The 20,703-nt window shown below is 70.4% G+C and carries 16 protein-coding genes; 7 read left to right on the forward strand and 9 right to left on the reverse strand.

The window, feature by feature from the left end; all coding sequences use genetic code 11:
- Positions 1 to 627: 627 nt before the first annotated feature.
- Together QFZ58_RS25265 and QFZ58_RS25270 are read left to right on the forward strand one after the other, a co-directional pair.
- A complete protein-coding gene (locus QFZ58_RS25265; RefSeq protein WP_307127178.1) occupies positions 628 to 1,059 on the forward strand; it encodes an SsgA family sporulation/cell division regulator in 432 nt (143 codons plus the stop codon).
- A gap of 560 nt (positions 1,060 to 1,619) precedes the next feature.
- Complete coding sequence (locus tag QFZ58_RS25270) at positions 1,620 to 2,027, forward strand: hypothetical protein (protein WP_307127179.1); 408 nt, start codon at positions 1,620 to 1,622, stop codon at positions 2,025 to 2,027.
- Positions 2,028 to 3,326: 1,299 nt separating this feature from the next.
- On the opposite strand, the gene QFZ58_RS25275 is transcribed toward QFZ58_RS25270, so the two are convergent.
- Both QFZ58_RS25275 and QFZ58_RS25280 read right to left on the reverse strand, forming a co-directional pair.
- A complete protein-coding gene (locus tag QFZ58_RS25275; RefSeq protein WP_307127180.1) occupies positions 3,327 to 4,661 on the reverse strand; it encodes a DUF1996 domain-containing protein in 1,335 nt (444 codons plus the stop codon).
- A 211-nt stretch (positions 4,662 to 4,872) separates the two neighbouring features.
- A complete protein-coding gene (locus QFZ58_RS25280) occupies positions 4,873 to 6,588 on the reverse strand; it encodes a discoidin domain-containing protein (protein ID WP_307127181.1) in 1,716 nt (571 codons plus the stop codon).
- Between the two features lie 328 nt (positions 6,589 to 6,916).
- On the opposite strand from QFZ58_RS25280, the gene QFZ58_RS25285 reads away from it, so the two are divergent.
- On the forward strand, positions 6,917 to 7,909 hold the full coding sequence (locus tag QFZ58_RS25285; RefSeq protein ID WP_307127182.1) for a LacI family DNA-binding transcriptional regulator: 993 nt from the start codon (positions 6,917 to 6,919) through the stop codon (positions 7,907 to 7,909).
- Between the two features lie 1,175 nt (positions 7,910 to 9,084).
- Positions 9,085 to 10,563 (forward strand): N-acetylmuramoyl-L-alanine amidase, encoded by a 1,479-nt coding sequence (locus QFZ58_RS25290; protein ID WP_307127183.1) that lies wholly within the window; start codon positions 9,085 to 9,087, stop codon positions 10,561 to 10,563.
- A gap of 355 nt (positions 10,564 to 10,918) precedes the next feature.
- On the opposite strand, the gene QFZ58_RS25295 is transcribed toward QFZ58_RS25290, so the two are convergent.
- A complete protein-coding gene (locus QFZ58_RS25295) occupies positions 10,919 to 11,089 on the reverse strand; it encodes a hypothetical protein (protein ID WP_307127184.1) in 171 nt (56 codons plus the stop codon).
- A 168-nt stretch (positions 11,090 to 11,257) separates the two neighbouring features.
- On the opposite strand from QFZ58_RS25295, the gene QFZ58_RS25300 reads away from it, so the two are divergent.
- On the forward strand, positions 11,258 to 11,698 hold the full coding sequence (locus QFZ58_RS25300; protein WP_307127185.1) for an ATP-binding protein: 441 nt from the start codon (positions 11,258 to 11,260) through the stop codon (positions 11,696 to 11,698).
- A 234-nt stretch (positions 11,699 to 11,932) separates the two neighbouring features.
- On the opposite strand, the gene QFZ58_RS25305 is transcribed toward QFZ58_RS25300, so the two are convergent.
- Positions 11,933 to 12,106 carry a CsbD family protein gene (locus QFZ58_RS25305; RefSeq protein WP_307127186.1) on the reverse strand — a complete coding sequence of 58 codons (174 nt, stop codon included), beginning with the start codon at positions 12,104 to 12,106 and terminating at the stop codon, positions 11,933 to 11,935.
- A gap of 111 nt (positions 12,107 to 12,217) precedes the next feature.
- On the opposite strand from QFZ58_RS25305, the gene QFZ58_RS25310 reads away from it, so the two are divergent.
- Positions 12,218 to 13,486, forward strand: a complete 1,269-nt coding sequence (locus tag QFZ58_RS25310) for an MFS transporter (RefSeq protein ID WP_307127187.1) — start codon at positions 12,218 to 12,220, stop codon at positions 13,484 to 13,486.
- A 126-nt stretch (positions 13,487 to 13,612) separates the two neighbouring features.
- Here the strand turns inward: QFZ58_RS25310 and QFZ58_RS25315 are convergent, their stop codons facing one another.
- From QFZ58_RS25315 to QFZ58_RS25330, 4 genes are all read right to left on the reverse strand, one after another.
- Complete coding sequence (locus tag QFZ58_RS25315; RefSeq protein ID WP_307127188.1) at positions 13,613 to 14,410, reverse strand: VOC family protein; 798 nt, start codon at positions 14,408 to 14,410, stop codon at positions 13,613 to 13,615.
- Positions 14,411 to 14,449: 39 nt separating this feature from the next.
- Complete coding sequence (locus QFZ58_RS25320) at positions 14,450 to 15,826, reverse strand: carboxyl transferase domain-containing protein (protein ID WP_307128986.1); 1,377 nt, start codon at positions 15,824 to 15,826, stop codon at positions 14,450 to 14,452.
- Positions 15,827 to 15,845: 19 nt separating this feature from the next.
- Positions 15,846 to 17,315: an acyl-CoA synthetase gene (locus QFZ58_RS25325; protein WP_307127189.1), complete on the reverse strand. Its 1,470-nt coding sequence runs from the start codon at positions 17,313 to 17,315 to the stop codon at positions 15,846 to 15,848.
- Between the two features lie 88 nt (positions 17,316 to 17,403).
- Complete coding sequence (locus QFZ58_RS25330) at positions 17,404 to 18,543, reverse strand: MFS transporter (protein WP_307128987.1); 1,140 nt, start codon at positions 18,541 to 18,543, stop codon at positions 17,404 to 17,406.
- Between the two features lie 230 nt (positions 18,544 to 18,773).
- Between QFZ58_RS25330 and QFZ58_RS25335 the strand changes: the two genes are divergently transcribed.
- Entirely contained in the window at positions 18,774 to 19,205 is a 432-nt protein-coding gene (locus QFZ58_RS25335) for an Lrp/AsnC family transcriptional regulator (protein WP_307127190.1), read from the forward strand.
- On the opposite strand, the gene QFZ58_RS25340 is transcribed toward QFZ58_RS25335, so the two are convergent.
- The gene (locus tag QFZ58_RS25340; protein ID WP_307127191.1) at positions 19,183 to 20,688 is read right to left on the reverse strand and encodes a GAF domain-containing protein; all 1,506 of its coding nucleotides are present in this window, start codon (positions 20,686 to 20,688) and stop codon (positions 19,183 to 19,185) included. The genes QFZ58_RS25335 and QFZ58_RS25340 overlap by 23 nt on opposite strands.
- Positions 20,689 to 20,703: the final 15 nt, after the last annotated feature.

The raw sequence follows: 20,703 nt of genomic DNA on the forward strand, positions 1-20,703 counted from the left end.
CGTGGAGCTGCGGCATTTGCGAAGCCGCGCGGGGTGCGGGCGTACCACGAGGGAGTGGGCCCTGACGACCAGCTTGTGCCGCTCGCCACGCTGCTGGAGGCGTTGATCTCCAGGGAGGTCCGCTGCCCGGCTCGGGACCTTGCCACGGCCCAGCCAACGGTTCTGGCTGCCCCAGGAAGGAGAGGCCCCAACCGCTGGATGAGAAGGGCACCAGCAGAACGCGGTGCATGGGCATCTCCCCTGCTCCACGCTGACGAGAACCCGAAGGAGTGGACGTCCCCATGGACGTCGCTACGGCCGCGGCCTTCACGCGGACGGCCTCGGCGGCGACGGGGTGGAAGAAGGCGTCCTGGGCCCTGCCGGCCAGGCCGACCGCGCGATCAACCCCTGTGGGCATCGCTTCGGCGCTCAGCGCGCTGGGGCAGTCATCGGTGAGGTTCCGGACGTCTGCCACGCCGCCGCCCTACCCGAACCCAAGCCGGTCGCCGACCCCTTGTGGGACGCGGTACGGGCGACGAGCCGACTCTGTTCTTCAAGCTGTGCGCACGAGGTCAAGATCGTGTGCTTGGGGAGACTCGCCGTCATCCGGAGAACCCTTAATTTCGAGTTGTGGCGAAAGGGATTGGCATGAGACTCCCCGTTGAGAAGCAAATCAACGTGACAGTACAGTCGGTGATGGCGGGCGAATGGCATGAACTGCCGCTGGTTATGCGGCACTTGCCGGACGATCCGCTGGCGATTCGGATGGAATTTCGGGTGAGTGAGAACGAGCCCCCGATAGCCACCTGGGTATTCAGTAGGGATCTGCTCGCCACCGGGCTCATCTTTCCGTCGGGCGAGGGTGATGTACGTGTCCGTCCGCACGGTGAGGACGAGACGGACATCGAACTCACTTCCGGATGGGCCTGGTGTGTCGTCAGGATGGCATCGGCCGATGTGCGTGACTTCGTGGTCAGGACGCGGTCCGCCGAGGAGTACTGCGGCGAGGAGATAGACACCGCACTCGATCGGATATTGGCGGAGCTCCTCCCGGCGGGCGTCAAGAATGCGGATTCATAGGGGGGCAGCACAGTTGATGAGGCCGGCGTGGGAGCGCGTCAGAGGAGAAGAACCCTACGGGCACCTTGAGGACGCGCGAGCCGTGGCGCCAGAGGCGGACATCGGAGGGACTCCTTCTCCAGCAGGTGCATGGCCTGCCGCGACCGGTCCCGGGAAGGGCCACGTTGTCCGTTGCGGTGCCGGACGCGCTACTGGCGCCGACACCGACGGCCGCGAGCAACGCGAGACGGGATCGGGGCTCGAACGTCCACCTGCAAGGTGACCTGGCAACACGGGGCCCTCGTCTCCTGCGCCGAGCACCACCAGCCTTTCGGTTCTCATTTTGCGCAGCCTTTGACGGCTGCGTGGGGCCCACTTCCTTCGCCGCTCACACATGCGGCATCGAACACCGGGGCCAGCAGTGGCCCCCGCACCCTTGAGGAGCCCTCATTCTCTTCTCCTCTTACTCCGTTATGCCGCAAAGTGAACGCACCGCCCGCTGCCCCTCACCGACGTTGGCGACCGCACTGGTGGCGGACCTCGGATTCGCAGCTTTCGTCGAACGGAACCGGCCGAGATACATGCGCTATGCCGAAGCGCGTCTGCCTGGTGATTCGGCCTGCGCGGCCGTGAGCACCACACTGGCGTCCGCCCGGAAGCACTGGGCCTGGTTGTTGAGTCAGCCCTGCCCCGCTGCCGAGGTCTGGCGTGAACTGCGCCTTCAGGTAGGACGGCGGGCCGATCGGATCGGACCGCGGGACCCGAGCCTGCTCGTGCTGTACGGACAGCTCCCGGTCGGGTGCGCCGACAGTGTGGTGTTGTGCCGCTGGATCGGCTTCGGCGTCGATGAGGCGGCCGAGCTGATGGGCGCCGAACCGCCCGCGGTCGAGGTGGCACTGGCCGTCGCCCGGCGCACGCTGCCACATTTCGTCGATAGAGACACTTCTGAATCGACCGTAGCTTTCCCCGGGCTATCCGCCATCGGATGATGCCGGACCACCTGGCCGTCAGCTATCACCGGTCCGCGGTGCCTGCCCCACGCCGGCCATCAAGGAGGTGCCTGACGGGCACCGATCTCCAAGGGCTCAGCCGCGCCTTCGGAGCCTCCGCCTGAGCGCGGACCAGATTTTGCAACTTCGTTGCGTCCCCCTGCTACCTGCGTCGCCGGGAAGCCAGAACCGATATGTCTGCGGCTCCTGGTGCCGGCTAGATACGGAGTGTGACTGCGGGTGTGGGGGGAGAGGCGGCAATTGAGTCGGCGCATGCGCTGCGGGTGAGCGCGCGGGTGGCTGCCTTGCAGCAGATGTGCCGGGCGCGGGAGTGCGCTCCGTACCCGTGCGGTACGTACCGCACCGCAGTGCGGCTGCCGGGGACCGAGCCGGACGCAGCGGGATCCAGCAGGATGTGAATGTCCACCTCTGTGGTGTTTCCGCAGGTGAGAGGCGTCACGCTTTTGGGTTCGAGTCCCACCCGCCCCACCAGTTCCACCCTGCGGAAACGTTCTGACCTGCGCTAACGCGGATTTCGCGGCTGTTTTCCGTGCGGTATGCGCTGCGCGCCGTGCGGTACTGAACCGCTGTCGCATTGTGACAGCGTGTCCTGACGGGTGAGAGCCGTGCAGTAGGCGGTGTGCCGGGCTGCCGCCGCCACGATTCCGCGAGCGGCCCCGCGTCGACGGCGTCGAACCCGGTGTACTCAACGAGTGCCATTGCCAGGTCAGGCTCTCGCGCGCTGTCGGTCGCGACGGGGAGCAAGACGCGGTCCGCACCTCCCGCCGGCTTGTTCCTGTGCGCGCACGACTCGGCTCCGATCAGCCCGCAGCTCTCGGCCTGTCCGGCCTCGATCGCCGCGATTCCGTTGTCCCGCTGTGGGAAGTGGAGCGGCGCGTCGAAGACAACCGTGTCAGCCGACACCTTGGCCATAGTGGTGCGACCCGCGGAACGCGGGCGAGGGAATGGAGAGGATCAGGGCGTCGGCGTCCACTACGGCTTCCGCCGCCGGCACCCTGTCCGGTGCTCACGACCAAGGCACCGCCTATCAGCAGATCGTGCATGGCACGACTGCTCGACCCGCCCACCGACGCCTCAGACATGAACGGCTCCGGTCCGCCGTGCGGGAGGGAGCCAGAGCTGTCAGGAGTCGTGCGCGCTCGGCCATGGGGATCATCAACAGGATCCAAGCGGTGTCGGTAGCGTCGAAGGCCGGTCCCGGCGACGCGCCGGCCGTCGGCTGCGAGGTGCACCCGACGGCCGGCAGCGCCACCACCATGGCGCATGCCGATCACAAGGTCAGAATGTGCCGGCGGAGTTGCACTTGGCCTTCTGGGTGATGCAGTCCTTCACGCGGTGCCCGAGACCGGCGTTGTCCCAGGCGTTGAAGAAGTCGCCGTGGATGGACGATGCCATGCCCGAGGCCAGCCGGAAGCCCGCGGTGCTGCCGCTGGTCGGATAGCTGACGACGAAGGAGAGGTTGGGGATGGCGACAGGGTAGGCGCCGCTGCACTTGCCGTCGTAGGTGGTCGCCACGTGCGACTTGTGGTCGGGACTGTCGAGGTTCTTGCCGTCCCAGCAGTCGGGGAAGACGAGCTGGTGGGTGAGATGGGCCTGCGGGGCGCAGCGCGGCCAGTTGCCGTCGGCGCTGCGGCCGATCTCACCGCCCTCGCCGGCGCACCAGTACTGGCCCGGCGAGCCCGCCGGGGTGGGCGTCTGGGTCTTGGCGTTGCCCGCGATCATGCGGAACCCCTGCGGGAAGGGCACGGTCGCCGAGGGGTCGACGAGCCGGGAACCGTAGTACACGATCATGCCCTCGGCCTCGACGGCCTTGTCGCCTTCGTACAGGGTCGGGATCCAGTACGCCGAGAGGTCGTTGGCAGGGGTGCAACTGGTGGGTGTGTTGGTCAGCAGCGACTGGGTCGTGGAGAACGCGTCGGTGCTCTTGTTGCCGAAGAAGCTGTGCATGTGGGACGCACCCGGCAGGCCCGGCAGGACGATGGGGTCGTCCGGCTTGGAGTGGCTGTAGGAGCAGGTGGCGTTGAACTCCGGGACCCGGACGATACCGGCGGGCACGGCGGCGGGCGTCATCGCACGGAACTGCGCCAACTGGGCGTCCCACTTGGCCTGGTCGATGGGGACCCATCCGGCCGCCGGGCTGTCGCCCGCGCCGACGAAGGAGAACCAGTTGATGTTGACGAAGTCACCGGCCGCCGTGCTGCGCAGCACGGCGAACACCGTCTGTGCACCGGTGGGATGGGTGGTGACGTCGGTGGCCTGGGTGGCCCAGGTCTGCCAGCCGCCGGTCGGGGAGACCGGTATGACGGCGAGCAGTGGTCCGGTCAGGCTGCCGGTCCGGAATTCCACCGTGCCCGAGCCGACGGCCGACGCGATCCGGGCCGACACCGTCAGCCGGCCGGCCGCGCCGAGGTCGACGTTGTCGTAGCGCATCCAGTCGCCGTTGGCGAGGAACGCGGCGTTCTGCCCGCCCCCGATGTCCCCGGTCGCCTCCGACGCGACACCCGACTGGGCTGCGTAGGACTCGGCCTGGACGGTGACCGTCGCGGCCTGGGCCTGCTGGGTCGATACGGTCAAGCTCAGGGCGGCGGTCAACACGACCGCCAGAGTGCTCACCAACAGTGTGTACAGATGGACGGGATATCTGCGCATTTCACTTCCTCACGGGCATCAGGGGTGACGGGTCTGCTCGCCGAAGTACAGCGATGGGAGAGCGGGAGGCGGACGGTGGCGCTTGCCCGCAGAACGATTCGGGTGTGTCGGACCGCCGCCCGCAGGGGGCGGGCGGAGCCGCCCGGGACCTTCGCGGTCACCGGGCGGCCAGGGGTTACTGATAGACCCGCACGTGGTCGACGAGCATTTTGGCGGGGAAGGGGGTGCTGGCGTCTGTCGGGCCCGGCCAGTCACCTCCGACCGCCAGGTTGAGGATCAGGTAGTGAGGGTGGTCGAAGATCCACGGTCCGCGAGTCTGCTCCACCTGCTCCTTGTCGAGAGTCAGAACGGTCCGGCCGTCCAGGCTGTAGGTGATGCCCTTGCTGTTCCAGTCGGCGACCCAGGTGTGGAAGTCGTCGGAGAAGTCGGCGTTCCCGGGCAGTGTGTACGGCGCGCCGATTCCACCCCCGCCGTTGTAGGCGGGCGCGTGGACGGTCGAGTAAGCGGTCTTCACGTCCTTGCCGAGGATCTCCATGATGTCGATCTCGCCGTTGTACGGCCACGGCCGGCCCGTCAGGAAGTCACCGCCCATCATCCAGAACGCGGGCCACAGACCGTTGCCCTTGGGCACCTTGATGCGTGCTTCGACGCGCCCGTAGGTGAACTGGAACGTCGCGCCGGTGTTCATCCGCGCCGAGGTGTACTGACACGTGGTGCTGCCGCTCAGCGGGTCACGCGGGCACGACGACCCGGCGGTGACCTCCTTGCGTGCTTCCATCACCAGGTGTCCCGCCCCGTCCAGTGCGGCGTTGCGGTGGTCGGTGTAGTTCTCCAGCTCGTTGTTCGGCCCGGTGCCCGGGTCGGCCCTCCACTTCGACGAGTCGGGTTTGCCGCCTGCGGCGCCGTCGAAATCGTCGCTCCACACCAGCCGCGGCGGGTTCGCGGGGTCACTCGGCAGCGGCGGAGCCTGTATCGGATCGCCGCCGGTGCCGTACACCTGGAACTCCCACAGCGAGTAGCCGTAAGGGGTGGCGCGCTGCGTCCCGTACATGCGCACGTAGCGGCCGGTGCCGGAGACGGTCAGCGTCTGCTTGAAGCCCGTGCCGGACGTCGTCGAATAGATCGGTGTCCAGTCGGCTCCATTCGAGGAGACCTGGATCTGGAAGGACTTGGCGTAGGCGGGATCCCACTGCAGGACGACCTTGTCGATCTGCGCCGTCGCACCGAGATCGACGGAGATCCAGCCTGGATCGGTCCATCCCGTGGTGGAGCTTGTGGACCAGCGAGAGGCCGGATCCCGGTCGAAAGCCCTGGCCGGCGTGCATTCCCAGCAGTTCTGGTCACTCTGGGAAGAGGAAGCCGCGCCCGGCCTGCCGTAGGAGAGCAGCCTGGCGGTGTCACCGCCGGAACCGCCGGTGCCGTACACCTGGAACTCCCACAGCGAGTAGCCGTACGAGGTGGCGCGCTGCGTCCCGTACATGCGCACGTAGCGGCCGGTGCCGGAAACAGCCAGGTTCTGGGTGCCGCCCGTGCCCGCGGCTGTCTGGTGGACGACGGTCCACCTCTCCGCGTCGCTCGATACCTCGATCCTGAACGCGGTGCCGTACGCGGCTTCCCAGTTGAGGACGACCCGGCTGATCCCGGCACTCGCCCCGAGGTCGATCTGAATCCACTGCGGGTCGGCGAAGGCGCTGGACCAGCGCGTCCCGGGGTCGCCGTCGACGGCGCTACGAGCGCTGAAGTTTCCCTCGGTACTTGAGGAGGTCGCGGGCTTTCCCTGAGAGAGCAGCACCTCCGCCGCCTGCGCGGAGGGGGTAGGGAGAGAGATGAAAGCGAGCAGTGCGGCCGCGAGGGCCAAAAATAAGCTGAAGCGACGCAGCGGCGCTTGCATGGGCGACTCCTCAAGTGGGGGAGGTCAGGGAGCGCTCCCTGAAAGGGAGGATGGAGGGACTGGTGAAGGCTGTCAAGACCTCTTTCACCTCAAGAAAACAGCGACGTAACACCCTCGACGTATGTCAGGGAGCGGTCTCTCAGGGCCTACGCGGCGCGTCGGCAGCCACGGGGGTGGCGCTGAGGGAGACGCCTTTCCGGGCCCGCTCACGTCGCCCCGGCCTGCGGATACGCTGCTCGCATCGCCATGACGCAGAGCCGGAGGTCGCCCTGATGAGAAAACCCGCCCCGCGCACGAACCCGGGCGGCGGCACAGGGGACGGACAGGTATGAAACGCCCCACTCTCGATGTGGTAGCCGCCCGAGCGGGCGTGTCCAAATCGAGCGTCTCCCGGGTCATCAACGGCGAGACGACGGTCGCCCCGCAGATCCGAGACGTCGTCATGCGCGCCGTGAACGAATTGGGCTACGTGCCCAACGGTGCGGCACGCAATCTCGTCACCCGCCGCACTGACACCCTCGCCGTGGTGGTATCCGACCCGCCCCAAGGAGTCGTCTCCGACGACCCCCTCTTCTCCGCCGTGGTCCGCGCCGTCAGCAGAGAGCTCGAGACGGCGGGCAAACGGCTCGTGCTCATGCTCGCGGAATCGGACCGGAGCCGGACCAGAGTCGTGCAGTACATCGCCGGCGGGCACGTGGACGGCGTGCTCCTGGTCGCCTTGCACGGGACGGATCCGCTGCCGGCCGCACTGGCCCGGCAGGGGCTGCCTGTCGTGTCCTTCAACCGCACCTCCGCACAGGACGTCCCGTACGTCGCGCTGGACAACGCCGGCGGAGCGGCGCTGGCCGTACGTCATCTCCTGGAGCGCGGTCGGCGCCGGATCGCCACCATCACCGGGCCGCTCGAACTGTACGAGGCGCGTGAGCGCCTCGATGGCTACCGTCAGACGCTGCGTGACACCGGCCGTCGCTCCATCGTGGCACTGGGCGACTTCACCAGAGCCTCCGGCGCCGAAGCCATGCGGCAGCTCCTGGAGGACGATCCCGACCTCGATGCGGTGTTCGCAGCCAACGACCTGATGGCGATCGGAGCCCTGCGCACCCTCCATCGAGCGGGCCGGCGCGTCCCCGAAGACGTGGCGGTCATCGGCTTCGACGACATAGAAGCCGCGTCCTACACCAGTCCCGCGCTCACCTCGGTGCGCAGCCCGATGGCCGACCAGGCGACCGCCGCCGTCCACCTGCTCCTCGGCCTGATCGACGGCGGCCCCACAGGGCCGGTGATCATGCCGAACGAACTCGTCGTGCGCGAGTCGACCTGATCTACCGTCAGCACGCCTTCACCCCCGCGAGCGGAGCGCCGGCGCCGACGGCGCTCCGCTCGCGGTGAGCAGAACGCCGGTTGTGGGGCCAGGCCCGCTCGTGCGGGCAGCGCCACGCAGGCAGGAAAACGGCCGCGAGGATACGGACCGCGGCGTGGTTCACGGTCGGGATCGTTGTGCCACCGCCGCGCTCGGCTCATTGCCGGCCCCGGTGAGGCGTCGGGGTGAGTGATTTCCCTGCGAATCGAGCGCCACGAAAGCCGCACCAAGCAGATATGACCCAGATCACTTCGAGCTGGGATTCGTCTCCACATCACTTGCGTCACACTGGTCCTCGGCACGCACCGGTCGAGGCGAACTCCCGGTGTGCGATGCCGTGAGACGTGGAGGGGCGTCCGATCATCTTGTAGAAGACAAGAGTGTGGGGAACCGCGGCCGCGGTTGCGGCCGGCATCATCGGAGTCACCGTTCTCCAGGGGAACTCCAGCAGTCCCGGAGGCGACAGCACGAGTGACAACGCCGTCGCGGAACCGGTGCAGGCCGATGTCCGCTCAACGGCTCTGGCCGTCAAGGGAGACCGGGCTGAGGTCCCCGAGCGGACCACTGAACCGTTCAGCATGCTCGGTCTGTCCTGGACGAAACCGACAGCCGGTCTGACCGGCACTGTTGAGGCCCGGGCACGCAGCACCGCAGACGGTAGCTGGGGCTCGTGGATCACCCTCGAGTCCGACGGTGACGGCGCAGCCGAAGCGGAGAGCCGTCGCGGTGCCACCGAGCCCGCATGGGTCGGCCCGTCAAACGGCGTGCAGGTACGTGTGGACGGGAAGGGCTCCGCTCTCCCGGCTGGGCTGCGCCTGGACATGGTCGACCCCGGCAAGGGCACGGCAGTCATCGGCGCCAAGAACGCCGCGTACGCCATCGACGACCCCTCCGCCAGTCCGCCGCAGGCCACCGACGACGCCTCTTCCCCGCCGGAGGAGACAGGCGAGCCCGGCACACCGCCCGCCGTCACCCCATCCGCTTCTCCCTCGTCCTCCCCACCTGCGACGCCCACTCCGCCGGCAACATCGCCTGTGCCGTCGCAGCCGACGACCAGCGCACCACCCTCCCCGAGCACCTCATCGCCACAGACACCTCCGCCTGGGCCGGCCTCGACCGCCCCCCGCCCGACAATCGTGACTCGGGCGCAGTGGGGCGCAGATGAGTCGCTCAACGACGAGGCACCGCAATACGGCAAGGAGATCAAGGCCGTCTTCGTCCACCACACGGTCGACAGCAACGGCTACTCCTGCGCCCAGTCCGCCGCCATGATCCGCGCCGTCCGGGCTTACCACATGTCACAAGGCTGGAAGGATGTCGGCTACAACTTCTTCGTCGACAAGTGCGGCACGATATTCGAGGGACGCAAGGGCGGCGTCGACCAACCGGTCATCGGTGCGCAGGCCGTCGGATTCAACACGGACACCACCGGTATCGCAGTGCTCGGAGAGTACTCCTCCATCGACGCCACCACCGCGGCCAAGAACAGCGTGGCGCGAATCGCGGCCTGGAAGCTCGGCCAGTACCGGCACGACCCGGCCGGCAAGGTCACCCTGACGGCCGGTCTGAGCAACGGCAAGTTCACCCTCGGCCAGTCGGCGTCCTTCAACCGCATCTCTGGCCATCGCGACAGCTACGCCACCGAATGCCCCGGAAACCAGCTCTACACCTCGCTGGCCGGCATCCGCACCCTGGCGGCCGGCCCCGTCAGCGGCCTCACTCTCAAGCCCTTCACCGGCGTCGGCATATCAGGTTCCACCGCGTACACCAGAAGCACCGCCACGGTGAACTGGTCCCTCACCACACCGACCGCATTCGTCAGCCGTTTCGAGATCCTCGTCGACGGCAAGATCGCCGCAACCCCCGGCCCGACAGCCACCTCAGCACCGCTCACCCTCACCCCGGGCACCCACACCGTGGCCGTACGAGCCGTCCACATCTCCGGCAAGACGGCGGTGACGCCGAACACCACCGTCGTCGCCGACACCACGACGCCCTCCTTCACCACCAAGCCGTCGCTCGTGCTGCGCACCGGCACCGTCAACACCACGGCCGTCCCCATCACGCTGGGCTGGAAGGCCGCCGACACCGGCGCCTTGAAGGAGGTACGCCTGACCCGCCCCTCCGCGCGGACCTTCGGGCCCACCACCACGACCGCCGCGCTCACCTCGAACTCCGGCACCGCAACGAGCTGGTCGATGACCGCCTACGACCAGGCCGGCAACACCGCCACGGCCTCGGTCCCCGCCACCCCGGTGCTCCTCCAGGAGACCTCCGCCACCCGCGCCGGCACCTGGACCACCAAGACCTCCAGCAGCTACCTCGGCGGCAAGTCCTACAGCAGCAGCAGCAAAAACGCCTCACTCAGCTGGAAGTTCACCGGCCGCTCCGCAGCCTGGGTCGTATCCCGCGCCAGCAGCTCCGGACAGGCATACGTCTATGTCGACGGGGTCAAGGCGGCCACCTTGGATCTGAAGTCCACGACCACCAAGTACCGCGACGTTCAATGGACCAAGTCGTGGTCCACGACCGGCAGTCACACCGTCAAGATCGTGGTCGTCGCGACCTCGGGCCGCCCGACCATCACCACCGACGGCCTTGTCTACGTGAAGTAGGCACCTCCGGTGCGGCCGGGCAGGGGACCGGGACGTCCTGCCCGGCCGTAAGGCGTGCGGTCAGGATTTCCTTGTCGATCGGGCAATGGCGACTGCGCGATCGAGCCTCAGCCTGCGGCTCACCCCCGAGCGAGCAGAGCCGCACTGCCGGAATAGTTCGATCGGCGGCACGCTTCTGTGGCCGTACGGAGCCCGAACGGTACGACCCTCCGGCCCCTCGCCCGCCCCTCCCACTTCCACCGACGTGACAGACAGCCCCGGCCCCGGATCTCGTTCCGGGGGCGGGGCTGTTCCGTGTCGTGCGCGGGTGGGGACTCGGCGGACGCCCGCCCACGCACGGGTCGTCCTGGAGGCGTCAGCGTCTGCGGGAAGGGCGTCCCGCTCCGATCCCCGCGACGTGCAGGGCGAGAAGTGTCAGGCCCAGAAGCATGACGTTGACGGAGGCGAAGACGTCGTTGGTGGTGATGTCTGCGGCGTTGATCAGGAAAGCGATGAAGAACAGGACGGCCGCGGCTATACCGAGCATGGAGTTGCTCCTTCCGAAGGGTGAGTTGAGTGTGCCCTGACATCCCACGGACAGACCCCCGCTTGCGCCTCGGCTTCGGGACGCCGCCCGGGCCGCGCGACCTACTCGCCGGGGTGGGCCCGGCACACGGGGGTAGAGGAGTAGCGAGAGCCGAGTGAGGAGGGGCCGATGACGAAGGACACGTCGCTGCGTGCGGTGGGATGGGCGCAGTCGTTCCCGGTGTCGCACGGGGTGCGGGCGGGCCGTCAGTGGACGAGGGAGCACCTGGAGTCCCTGAAGTGGACGACCGAGTCGCCCGCAACCGTGGACGCGATACTGCTCAGCGTTTCCGAACTGATCACCAATGCGCACGTGCACGCGCACAGCGACGCCCAGCTGGTCCTCACCTGGGACAGCCACTGCCTGCACGTGAGTGTGCACGACTCCGATCCGCTGCCCCCTGCCAAGCAACCCGAGGATCTCAACACGACCGGGGGTCGCGGGCTGGCCATCGTCGACGCGCTCGCCGACGGATGGTCCACGCATCCACAGGCGTCGGGCAAGACCGTCACCGCCTGCTTCGTGCCGCCCGGCTCCCCGAAGCCCTTGCACGGCGACGAGGTCAGCTGATCCGTCGGCGGGAGTGACCGCGGGCGGGCCGACGGCGCTTCGTCGGCGGAGTGACCGTCGGCGAGGTGACCGGGGCGAGGTGACCGGGGGAGGGGCCGACAGCGTCTCGTCAGGACCGGCGTACGCCTCACACCCGTACCCCCTCATGCGTGTGGCCCGGCACGGCCGGGCCACACGCATGAGGGGGAGCGTCTCGCGCCCCGCAGGAGTCCCCCGCAGGGTCTCGCGCCGGAGTCAGTGCTTGAAAGCGTCCTTCGCCTTCTCCTTGGCCTGGCGGGCGTCGCCCTTGGCCTGGTCGGTCCGGCCTTCGGCGGTGAGGCGTTCGTTGCCGGTCGCCCGGCCGGCGGCTTCCTTGACCTTGCCCTTGGCCTGCTCGGTCTTGGCCTGGGTCTTCTCATCAGCAGCCATGTCACTCACACCTTGCTGTGCTCGACGTCAGGAACACTTCTCATGTGACCGCGACCGGCGCGCGCAAACACCGTGCCGGTGACCGGTTCCCGGCGGCCGTTATGATCCCCCGTGACCGAAACAGCCGAACCACGTGTAACCCGCACGCGCATACTCGCCGACCTGACACCCCTGCGGACCTCGCCCGACTACCGGCGTCTGTGGTTCGGGAACACCGTTTCCTGGGTCGGTCAGGGCATGACCGCGCTGGCAGTCTCGCTCCAGGTCTACGACATCACCGGCTCCGCGTTCTCCGTCGGGCTGATCGGCCTGTGCTCACTCGTGCCGCTGGTGCTCCTCGGCCTCCACAGCGGTGCCGTCGCGGACACCGTGGACCGCCGCAAGCTGGGCCTCCTCAGCGCGGCCGGGTCGTTCGTCCTGTCCATAGCCCTGGCCGGCGTGGCCTTCGCCGGCATCGAGCACGTCGGGTTCCTCTACGCGGTCGTCGCTCTCCAGGCCGTGTGCTTCGCTCTCAACTCCCCGGCCCGCAGCTCGATGATCGCCCGCCTGCTGCCGGCCGAGCAGCTGCCGGCCGCCAACGCCCTCAACTCCATGACGTCCACCACGGGCGGACTGGTCGGGCCGATGCTCGGGGGCCTGATCGTCGGCTGGTGGGGCTACCGCGCCGCGTACACCGTCGACGCCGTCACCTTCACCGCATCGCTGTACGCGATGTGGCGGCTGCCCTCGATGCTCCCGGACCGGGTGTACGGGGGCGAGGGCGCCGAGCGGGCGTCCGTCACCGACGGTCTCCGGTTCCTCGGCACCCGGCCCAATCTGCGGATGACCTTCTTCAGCGACCTGTGCGCCATGGTCCTCGCCCAGCCGCGTGCGCTGTTCCCGGTGGTGGCCGTGCTCTGGTTCGGGGGCGACGCGAAGACGACCGGACTGCTGGTCGCCGCCCCGGCGCTGGGAGCCCTGCTCGGCAGTGTGTTCTCGGGATGGCTGGGGCAGATCCGGAGGCACGGGCTCGCGGTGCTGATCGCGGTGGGCTGCTGGGGCGGCGCCATCGCCGTGTTCGGGCTGACCAGACAGCTCTGGCTCGGACTGATCCTGCTGGCGGCCGCAGGATGCGCGGACTCGATATCCATGGTCTTCCGCAACACCATGCTCCAGGCGGCGGCCCCCGACGAGATGCGCGGGCGTCTGCAGGGAGTGTTCATCGTCGTCGTGGCGGGCGGCCCCCGGCTCGGCGACCTCGTGGCCGGCTCCGTCGCCGACCTGGCTTCCCCGGCCGTGGCCGTGACCGGCGGAGGTGTCGCATGCGTCCTGGCGGTCTGTCTGCTGGGGCTGCGTGGGCGAGGGTTCACGCGTTACGACGCGCGGGACCCGCAGCCGTGACGATCGTGCCACCGGCCGCCGGACTCCGGAGCCGAGCGGGCCGCCCGCGGCCCGGCGGGTCAGGGAGCCGCGACCGGCACGGCACGGGGAGCCGGTCAGGAGGACCGGCACGGCAGGGGGAGCCGGTCAGGAGACGGCCGTGACCTTCGGCATCTCGCCCGCGGTCGTCGTGACGTCGATCACCGAGAATACCGCTCCCTGTGGGTCCGTCAGGGAGGCGAACCGGCCGAACGGGATGGTCATCGGGCCGAACCGGAGTTCCGCCCCGAGCGACTTCGCCTTCTCCACCGCCGCGTCGCAGTCCGCGACCGTGAAGTACACGTTCAGATGGGCCGGCACCTCGGGCGGGAACTCCTCGCCCATCTTCATCCGGCCGAGCACCGGGTCCGCGCCCAGGTCGTAGAGCGAGAAGTCGATCGCCTCGTCCTCCAGGCGCTTCACCCCGTATCCGAAGACGGCCGCGAAGAACGCGTCCGCCTTCGCCGGGTCCCGGGTGAACACCTCGGCCCACGTGTACGCGCCGGGCACCGTCCGTGCCTGGAACCCCTCGTGGCTGCCCGCCTGCCACACCCCGAAAGGCGCCCCGGCGGGGTCGGCGGCCAGCACCATCGTCCCGAAGTCGCCGACCCGCATCGGCTCCACCAGCACCTCGCCCCCGTGCTCACGGATCTTCGCCGTGGTGGCGTCGGCGTCCGGGGAGGAGAGGTAGAGGGTCCAGGCGGGCGGTGTCTCCTGGCCGGGCATGGGGGGCGACAGGGCGGCGACGGCCTTGCCGTCCACATGGGCCTGGGTGTAGTTGCCGTACTCGGGCATCGATTCGCCGTACGTCCAGCCCAGGACCTCTCCGTAGAAGCGCTTGGCCCCTTCCAGGTCGCCGAACGTACCGTCGGCCCAGCACGGAGTTCCCTCAGATTCTGCGGCCATGACCGGACCTTTCTTTCACTCGGCTGATGGTCCTTCCTGTCACGCTAGCCAACCGTCGTCCGCACGGCGCGCCGAGCGGTCCCGGTCCTCTCGCCCGGCCGGACCGACCACCGACCGCACGACGCCGAGTTCCAGCAGGTCCTGCGGGCGCAGCCGCAGCTGGTCGGCGGTGGAACGCACCTGGTCCGGGCCTCGCTTCAGGATCGCGGCGGCCTGTTCGGGGGCGATGACCGAGAAGTAGCTGTCCGCCGTGACGTGGGTGTTGTCCGGCGCCGCCAGCGCGAGCGCGCCGCCCGAGCCGCCTTCGCCGATCACCAGCGTCGTCACCGGGACCCGGGCGCCGGCGATCGCCGCGAAGGTCCCGGCGATGGCCGCCCCCGCGCCCGCGCGCTCCGCCTCCGCGTCGTTGGCCGCGCCGGGGGTGTCGACCAGGGTCAGCACGGGGATGCCGAGCCGGTCCGCGAGGGCGATCACCCGGGACGCCGTGCGGTAGCCGGCCGGGAGGGTGGCGGTGCCGCACTGGGCGACGTACGCCACGGGCCGCCCGCCGTGCAGTCCGACACCGCAGAGCAGCCCCGGGTCGCTGCCCCCGCAGCGGTCACCGCTGAGAGGCAGCCGGTCCTCGAAGTACGCGTCCAGGTATGCCGCGGCCCGCGGCCGTGCCGCCGAGCGGGCCTGTTCCACCGCCTCCCAGCCGGTCTCCGGCAACCCCGCCGCCGACAGCGGGCCCGGGACCGGAGCCGGCTGCGCGGGTCCGGACACCGTCAGCGCGGCCAGCCAGCGGCCCAGCGTCCCCGGCAGTTCCTCCGGCGGCACCACCGCGTCGATCTGGCCCGCCGCCCACTGCCCCTCTGCGGTGTACGCGTACGGGTCCGCACCGGCCGGCCGCACCCTGGACCCGGCGAACCCGACCTGCGCCCCGGGCAGGGCCAGCACCACGTCCGAACCCGCCCCCAGCGTGGCCCAGCCGCCCCCGGCCGTGGGGTCCCGCACCACCGCGATCTGCGGCAGGCCCGCCGCCCGCAGCAGCGCGGAGGCGCGCGCCACCCGCTGGAGCTGCGTCAGCGCGATCATGCCCTCCTGCATCCGGCTGCCGCCCGTCGCGACGAGCGAGACGAGCGGCAGCCGCAGCTCGCGGGCCAGCGCGTACGCGGCCTCCAGCCGGTCCCCGGCGTGCCCGCCGAGCGACCCGCCCAGGAAGCCGAACTCGAAGGAGACCAGGACGCAGGAGGAACCACCGATGGCCGCCACCCCGTGGAGGACCGACTCCTCCTCGCCGGTCCGTGCCGCGGCGCGCGCCCGGGACTCCCCGTAACCGGCCCAGCCGAGCGGGCCGTCGCCCGGCGCCGGGCGACGTGGCGGGCGGTGTTCGGTGAAGTTCCCGGCGACGGCGGCGATGATCTCCCGTGCCGACATGCGGCCGTGGCCGGGAGCGTCAGGCACCGAGCGACCTCTTCATGATCTTGCCCAGCTCGTTGCGGGGCAGGGCGTCGAGGTGGCGGACGACGCGCGGGCGCTTGTGCGGGGCCAGCAGGGCCGCCACATGGTCCGCCAGCTCCTGCTCACCGGGCGGCGCCCCGGGATCGGCCGGGACGACCCAGGCCACGATCCGCTCGCCCAGGTCCGGGTCGGGCTCACCGGTGACGGCGGCCTCACGTACCCCTGGGTGGTCCAGCAGCGCGTTCTCGATCTCGCCCGCACCGATCTTGTGGCCGCCGCTCTTGATCAGGTCGGTGGCCTTGCGCCCGACGATCCGTACGTAGCCGTCGGGGTCCATCGTGGCCATGTCGCCCGTACGGAAGAAGCCGTCCTCGGTGAACGCCGCGGCCGTGGCGTCGGGGCGGTTGAGGTAGCCGGTGAAGAGGTTCGGACCGCGCACCTGGATCTCACCGATGGACGCCGTGTCCCCGAGCACGGTGCCGTCCTCCTCGACGAGCCGCAGTTCCACACCGGGCAGCGGCGGGCCGACCGTACCCGCGCGCGGTACGCCGTCGGCCCGCACGCCCGTGTTCATCAGGGTCTCCGTCATCCCGTACCGCTCGATGACCCGCCGGCCGGTGGCCGCGGCGATCCGTTCCTGGTCGTGGACGGGCAGTGCCGCCGAGCCGGAGACCAGCAGCCTGGCACCCGCCAGGGCCTTCGTGAGCATCCCGGAGACGGCCGGGTCGCTCAGCGCGCCGGCCAGCCGGTGGTACATCGTGGGTACGCCGAACAGCATCGTGCCCCCGGAGAGCAGTTCCCGGGCCACCCCCTCGGGGGAGAACCGGCCGAGGTGGCGCACGGAGCCGCCCCGGCGCAGCGGGCCGAGTACGCCCAGGATCAGTCCGTGCACGTGGAACAGCGGCAGGGCGTGGACGAGGACGTCGTCGGCGGTCCACTGCCAGGCGTCCTCCAGCGCGTCCAGCGAGGCGGCGATCGCCCGGCGGGGCAGGACCGCACCCTTGGGCGGGCCCGTCGTGCCCGAGGTGTAGACGATCAGGGCGGGTGCGCCGGGGGCGGGCTCGGCGCCGAGGGCGCCTGTGCCCTCGCCTGTGCCCGCACCCGCCGTACCGACGTCCAGCCGCCGCAGGCCGGTCAGGGCCGGCGGGAGCACGTCGCCCTCCCCGGCGAGCACCACGGAAGGGGCGCTGTCGGCGACGATGTGCGCCAGTTCCCGCTCACCCGTCCTCGGGTTGAGCGGTACGGCGGGCACGCCCGACCGCAGGGCCGCCACCACCGCGATCACCGTCTGCGGGGTGGACGTGGCCCAGACGGCGACACGTCCCGCCCCCGCGATCTCCGCCGCGAGCGCCTCGGACGCCTCGGCCAGCTGGGCGTACGACAGGCTGTGTGCGCCGAACCGGACGGCTGGTGCGGAGTCCGGACGGCCGGACGGCCCGTGCAGTGCGGGCAGGAGAGAGGTCACCCGACGCAGCCTAGGGTCTTTCGTCCGGATGGGGGAGCGGGATGTGCGGGGCCTGCCCGGCGGGCGGTCCGGGGGCCCGCACGCACGGTCATGCCTCGCGCCGGACGTTCCGCATCCGGCCGTACGCGTACACGGACCCGGCCAGCGCCAGGTCGGAGAGCAGCATGAAGCCGATCGAGTACGAGTCCTTGGCGCTGTAGATGGCGCCCATCACCAGCGGAGGCACGAAGCCGCCGAGGCCGCCCGTCGCGCCGACGATGCCCGTCACACTGCCCACCTGGGCCTGCGGCGTCACCTGGGAGACCAAGGCGAAGACACTGCCGCTCGCGGTGCCCAGCCCGGCGGCCATGCAGAGCAGCGCGACCGTGCCGACCGGATCCAGACCCGGGTCGAACGCCTGGACGATCGCCATCAGGGCGGCGAGCAGCAGTGCCACGGCGGTGACCAGAGCCGGGTGCACGCGGTCCGACAGCCAGCCGCCGATCGGCCGGAAGACCACCGTCACCAGCGCGAACCCGGCCGCCTTGGTCCCCGCCTCCGTGGGCGACATCTCGTACCAGGTCTTCAGATAGGTCGGGAGATAGACCCCGAACGCGACGATGCCGCCGAAGCCGATCGCGTACAGCGCGGACAGTTCCCAGGTGACCCGCAGCCGGCCGGCCTGCCCCAGCCGGTGGCCGAGCGAGTCCGTCGGCACCTGCCTGCCCGGGCGGTCACTGATCAGGGCGGCGGCGAGCAGCGCGTACACCACGAGCGCCCCTGCGACGATCAGGAACGGCAGGTTGTCACCGTGCTTAGCGATCCGGGGGGTGAAGTAGCCGGACAACGCGACACCCCCCATGCCCATGCCGAACACCCCCAGAGCGAGGCCTCGTGCGGAGGGCGGGAACCACGAGTTGACCAGCGGGATGCCGATCGCGAACGTCGTACCGCCGAGCCCCAGCAGGAAACCGACCGCGAGCATCGCCCCGTACGAGTCCGCCGCGGGGATCAGGAGCAGCACCGGGAGGACCGTCAGCGCCGACACCGCGGGGAACATGAGCCGGGCGCCGTACTTGTCGGTCAGCGCGCCGACCGGGATGCGGCCCAGCGAACCCACGAGCACGGGGACGGCGACGAGGAGTGACTGCTGGAACGAGTTGAGACCGAGCCGCTCCTTGTAATCGCCCGACATCGGGGCGATCAGGTTCCACGCCCAGAAGGTGAGGGTGAAACCGGCCGTCGCCATGACCAGGTTCCGGTAGGCGGCGGCTCGTTCCCGTTCCGGGGCGCGGGCCTTCTCGACGGCTGTGTCCACACGGCAAGTCAAGGGCGTGCCGAACCGAGAGGCCTGTCGGGTTGCGCCATCCGGGTAAGGGCCCCGCACGGCAGACGCCCCTTGGGTCGACGGGTCTCCCAGCCCTCCGGGGAAAGCCGCTCGCCCGCCGCTCACGGCCCCCGACTGCGACAATCAGGGGCATGGACCGGCTGGACAGAGAGATCCTCGGCATTCTCCAGGAGGACGCGCGGATCTCGTACCGCGATCTGGGCGTGCGCGTGGGACTGAGCGCCAACGCGGCGGGCGACCGCGTGCGCCGTATGCGCCGCGACGGGGTGATCCGGGGCTTCACCGTGATCGTCGACCCGGCCGCCGACACCCGCTCGGGCCTCGTCGTCTTCATCGACGTGTCCCTGCGCCTCGACACGACGAACGAGGAGTTCGAACGCGCCGTGCTCGCCCTGCCCGGCATCACCGAGGTGGTGCACGTGACCGGCGGCCACGACTACCTGGTGCGGGCCACGGCCGCCGACTCCGGGTCGCTGGACGCGCTGCTGCGCCGGCTGAAACGCGACGCGGGCGTCGCCCACTCCAACACCCGCATCGCGCTCAGAGCGGCACCTGCCAGATGACCGTCGGCGAGCGGGTGCCGTCCTCGGCGCGCCCGTCGTCGGCGACCGCCAGGCGCACCGCCGGGCGCCCGTCGGGCAGCCGCGCCGTGACGTCCACCTCAACCTCGATGGCCGAGACCCCCGGCCGCCGGTGCGCGGTGGCCAGGGCCCCGCGCAGCACGCCGAGCAGCTGACCGTCCACCGGCTCCGGCACCAGGGCGTCCACCGCCCCGGTGAAGTGCACCGACGGCTGGAAACCGAGGACCGCCGCGGCCCCCGCCGTCTCGCGCAGCACTCGGCCGCGGAAGGTCGCCGGGGCCTCGGCCGGAGGCTGCTGGAGGGCGAAGATGGCGGTCCTGACCTCCTGGATGGTGGAGTCCAGCTCGTCGACGGCCCTCGCGAGCAGCTCGGCGGTCCCGCCGTCCCCGGCCAGGTCCTTGCGGCGGGTCGACTCCAGCATCATCTCCGTGGCGAAGAGCCGCTGGACGACGAGGTCGTGCAGATCGCGGGCGATCCGGTCGCGGTCCTCGTGGACCGCCAGCTGCTCCCGGTAGTGCTGGGCGTCGGCCATCACGAGGGCCAGCGCCGCCTGGGAGGCGAACTGCGAGGCCAGCAGCCGGTCCACCGCCGTGTAGGGGCGGCCGCCGCGCCGCCGGGGGAGGGCGAGGGTGCCGATGAGCCGCCCGCCGCTCTGCAGGGGGAGCATCATGCTGGGGCCGAACCGCTCCCGTACGGGCGTCGTCATCCGCGGATCCGTCGCGGAGTCCTCCAGGAACACCGGCTCACCGCCCAGCAACTGGACGAGGACCGGGGAGCCCGGCTCGATCACCGTGCCGACGAGACCGGCCGGATCGTCGCAGGTCGAGGCGGCGACGATCTCCATGCCGCCCTCCGCGGTCGGCTGGAGGATCACCCCCGCCGACGCGTCGGCGAGCACCCTGGCCCGCTCCGCGACGGTCGTCAGCGCGTCCGTCGTGCCGGTGCCGGCCAGCAGGGCCCGGGTGACGGCGGCGGCCCCCTCGATCCAGTGCTCCCGCTGTCGCGCCGCTTCGTACAGATGGGCGCCGTCGACCGCTGTGGCCGCCTGGGAGGCGAGCAGCCGCAGCAGGGCCAGGTCCGTGTCCGTGAACCGCCCCGGATCCTCACCCGTGAGGCAGAGACAGCCCAGCACCTCGGTGTGCACCCGGATCGGGGCACCCAGGAAGGAGCGCTCCGCCGGGTGCCCGGGAACCAGGCCGGCCCAGCGTTCGTCGGTGGCCACGTCGTCGATCCGCAGGGGCTCCCCCTCGTCCACCAGGACCGCGACGAAGGGGCCGTGGGCGTCCAGGAGCGGACCCGGGTGCTGGCGCCCGGCGTCGGCCGGGCCGGTGGTGAACAGGTCGGTGACGCGGCCGTTCCCACGGTCGAGGAGCGCCAGGGCGCCGCGGTCCGCCCCCGCCAGCGCCGTTGCGGTGTCCACGATGTGCTGCAGGGTGGTCCGCAGGTCGAGCCCGGTCCCGCCCACGGATCGGTGCGGCTC

Origin of the sequence: Streptomyces sp. B1I3, assembly GCF_030816615.1 — a bacterium.
Lineage (GTDB): Bacteria > Actinomycetota > Actinomycetes > Streptomycetales > Streptomycetaceae > Streptomyces.

Bases quoted from the DNA above. Each gene is read 5' to 3' on its own strand.
- QFZ58_RS25265 (WP_307127178.1), top strand. From the start codon at position 628: ATGAGACTCCCCGTTGAGAAGCAAATCAACGTGACAGTACAGTCGGTG.
- QFZ58_RS25270 (WP_307127179.1), top strand. From the start codon at position 1,620: ATGCGCTATGCCGAAGCGCGTCTGCCTGGTGATTCGGCCTGCGCGGCC.
- QFZ58_RS25280 (WP_307127181.1), bottom strand. From the start codon at position 6,588: ATGCAAGCGCCGCTGCGTCGCTTCAGCTTATTTTTGGCCCTCGCGGCC.
- QFZ58_RS25285 (WP_307127182.1), top strand. From the start codon at position 6,917: ATGAAACGCCCCACTCTCGATGTGGTAGCCGCCCGAGCGGGCGTGTCC.
- QFZ58_RS25295 (WP_307127184.1), bottom strand. From the start codon at position 11,089: ATGCTCGGTATAGCCGCGGCCGTCCTGTTCTTCATCGCTTTCCTGATC.
- QFZ58_RS25300 (WP_307127185.1), top strand. From the start codon at position 11,258: ATGACGAAGGACACGTCGCTGCGTGCGGTGGGATGGGCGCAGTCGTTC.
- QFZ58_RS25305 (WP_307127186.1), bottom strand. From the start codon at position 12,106: ATGGCTGCTGATGAGAAGACCCAGGCCAAGACCGAGCAGGCCAAGGGC.
- QFZ58_RS25315 (WP_307127188.1), bottom strand. From the start codon at position 14,410: ATGGCCGCAGAATCTGAGGGAACTCCGTGCTGGGCCGACGGTACGTTC.
- QFZ58_RS25320 (WP_307128986.1), bottom strand. From the start codon at position 15,826: ATGTCGGCACGGGAGATCATCGCCGCCGTCGCCGGGAACTTCACCGAA.
- QFZ58_RS25330 (WP_307128987.1), bottom strand. From the start codon at position 18,543: ATGGCGACGGCCGGTTTCACCCTCACCTTCTGGGCGTGGAACCTGATC.
- QFZ58_RS25335 (WP_307127190.1), top strand. From the start codon at position 18,774: ATGGACCGGCTGGACAGAGAGATCCTCGGCATTCTCCAGGAGGACGCG.